Genomic DNA, 2,176 nt, shown 5'->3' with positions numbered 1-2,176 from the left:
AGTTACTTTATTTGCAAATTTTTCGTTGTTTATTTTCGGCGCGGGGCTATATCTGCCAACGTCTCGTGGCTTGGCGTTAGTTGGGGATTTGGTTAGCCAAATGTATCGAATAAAAAACCAACTTCCAAGTACAAAACTAACTTTAAAGTTTGCCTCAAACCCCAATTGCGCCAAACCGCTGTTGGCAGATCGCCCTTTTTCCTTTTGTTTATCTGTTTACTTTTTCATTTCCAAATTATTCAATTTTCTGCCTTATACTATTTTTTATTTTAATAATTTATATTTCTTGGTGTTGCTTTTATCCAACTCTCGTTAACTATTTAGTTTCGGTTTCTGGATATTGAGTTTTTATAATTTTTTCTAACTCAAATACGAAATATAGAAAACTGCTAATAAAACTATAAAAGTCAAAATAAATATTTTTAATAATGGAATTAGGTTTTGATAAAAACCCAATTCGATTTGAGGTCCATAATTTATTAAGTGACTAACAATTTTGTTATAATTTTTGTACAATCGGCCTTGTATCATAAATATTTTACTATCGGTCATTTTGAGATTAAATGTATAATATTGTCCAAACTTGTCTGATGTTATCAATTCATTCCAACCTTCAATTTCTTTAAGTTTATATTCAAAGGTTTTTCGCTTTAGTATAAAGTTAAAACAGATTTTATCTTCCGTTATTTTAATTTCTTTTAATTCTATAAGCATAAAAAGAAATGTTGAGATTAAAAGTGAAATCAATGTTATAAAAAAGCACATTCCTCCAATTGGTAATTTTTCACTTTTTGATAAATTTATTTCGAATAGCCAAAAGAAAAATAATATACCGAATATTATAAAAATGGGGGCTATAATTACTAGAAATCCATATTTTGATTTTAATTGCATTTTTCTCAAAGTTTTTTTTTCGAATTTGGTTTCTGTCGCTCGCGGGTGTCTGCCAACGTTCTGGCACTACAGCGGGTTTGGGGCTAAATTAAGCCCTATTTTCGGATTTGCCAAATCATCCCAAATACAAAACCATCTTTCCATTAAGCCCAATGCCCAAATCCGTTGTAGTGGCTGTTATGAGGGGGTTATTTTGTCGGAATTACAATTAAACCGCAAATTTTTTTCACGCTTCTGTTGGCACATTCGAATTTTCAGGTTTCTGCTTTTCGGTTAGCAATTTTGAATTGTTGTTTTTAATTTTTCGTTTTAATTTGTCCTATAAACTTTTCAAGTTTGCTTCGCCTGTTCGCTGTCGCTCGAGTTTGTCGGCAGATTCCAACTTTCACGCTTTCGCTTTTCAAGTTTGTATTTTTCACCTTCAGTTTTTCGTTTGTCAATTGTCAGATTCCAACCTTCCGACTTCTCTTGGCGATTCCAACTTTCACGCTTTCACTTTTCAAGTTCTACTTTTCACACTTCAGTTTTTCTTCTGTCAATTGTCAGATTCCAACTTTTCACTGCTGTTGGCGATTCCAATTTTCACGCTTCTGCTTTGCAAACTTTTTGCGGAATCAAATATTTGTCCCAAATCGGATTTGCCTGCGTAATTTCGGCATAACTCCCGCATAACGTTCCCGCGCTACAAGCAGTTTGGGACTAAATTAAGCCCATTCTTCGGATATGCCAAATCTTCCAAATACAAACCAATTTTTCCATTAAGCCAAATCCCCAAATTGCTTGTAGCGTGTGTTACTGGAGGCTTGTTTTTGTCGAAATTACGATTAACCGCAAACTTTTCACGCTTCAGTTGGCAAATTCCAACTTTCAAGTTTATGATTTTCGGTTCGTAATTTTCAACGTTTTATTTTCAATTATTTACTTTTCGTTTTAAAATTCTGCGCAAAAAAAATCAAGTTTCTGCTTTTCAGGTTTCTGTTGGCAGATTCCAATTTTCACGCTTCCGCTTTTCAAGTTTCTGCTCGCAAGTTCCAACTTTCAAGTTTCTGTTTTTTAGATTTCAATTTTTCAAGTTTCTGTTGGTAAAATCCAATTTTCACGCTTCTGCTTTGTAAACTTCTTGCGGAACGAATGCTTGTTTTCTAATTATTTTTATCTGCGTAATTTCGGCACAAGTCTCCAGTAACGGTTTGCTGGTAGGCGAAGTAGCGGACTAAACAAACGTAATGCTTCGGTTCGTGACCAAACTTCACGAGTACAAAACCAATTTTAAATATAGCCC

The 2,176-nt window shown here is 34.0% G+C and carries 1 protein-coding gene; it reads right to left on the bottom strand.

Going from position 1 to position 2,176, the window contains the following annotated elements; genetic code table 11:
* Nucleotides 1–360 precede the first annotated feature (360 nt).
* Entirely contained in the window at nt 361–894 is a 534-nt protein-coding gene (locus tag FNW21_RS16115; RefSeq protein WP_144257771.1) for a hypothetical protein, read from the bottom strand.
* Between the last annotated feature and the right edge of the window lie 1,282 nt (nt 895–2,176).

The organism is Flavobacterium restrictum, from assembly GCF_007097245.1.
GTDB classification, from domain to species: Bacteria; Bacteroidota; Bacteroidia; order Flavobacteriales; family Flavobacteriaceae; genus Flavobacterium; species Flavobacterium restrictum.
This window is presented reverse-complemented; position numbering and strand designations above follow the sequence as displayed.

Coding starts and splice junctions, on each gene's coding strand:
- FNW21_RS16115 (WP_144257771.1), bottom strand. CDS start 894: ATGCAATTAAAATCAAAATATGGATTTCTAGTAATTATAGCCCCCATT.